This window comes from Streptococcus mitis (genome assembly GCF_905187535.1).
Classification (GTDB): Bacteria; Bacillota; Bacilli; order Lactobacillales; family Streptococcaceae; genus Streptococcus; species Streptococcus mitis_BS.
The window spans coordinates 1-409 of record NZ_CAJJIE010000067.1 but is presented as its reverse complement, the minus strand read 5'-3'; the positions used below and the strand labels follow the sequence as shown (position 1 = coordinate 409).

The 409-nt window shown below is 32.3% G+C and carries 1 protein-coding gene; it reads right to left on the bottom strand.

The window, feature by feature from the left end; translation table 11 throughout:
* Positions 1-61 precede the first annotated feature (61 nt).
* Positions 62-409 (bottom strand): XRE family transcriptional regulator (locus JQ841_RS08990; protein ID WP_203180712.1); only part of this gene is annotated, 348 nt, incomplete at its 5' end.

Genomic DNA, 409 nt, shown 5'->3' with positions numbered 1-409 from the left:
GAACGAAGATTCCGTGCTAGAGCATGTTTGAATTCACTATCAGTATAATCTTGGATTTCCATTAGACTACCATCCGTTTTTCAGATATCTCTAACATACGTTCAATTCCATCCAAATAGCCGCTATACCTCTCTATTTCATCAAAATTTTCTACTAAATAGATATTCGTATGAATCAAGTCAGATAGATCATCACTCATTAAAATCCAAGGATTAGATTCATCATCAATGCTAATTCCCTGACTATCTTGATAACGATAGAGTCTAGATAATAGATTAGCACCTCTTTCTTTCACAATTTCAATTTTTAAAGTCAATTCATAATCTTCAACAGGATTGAGCATTTTATCTTCTCCTACAATATCGACATAAGATACATTAAACTTCTGGCAGATGATGTCTATTAATTC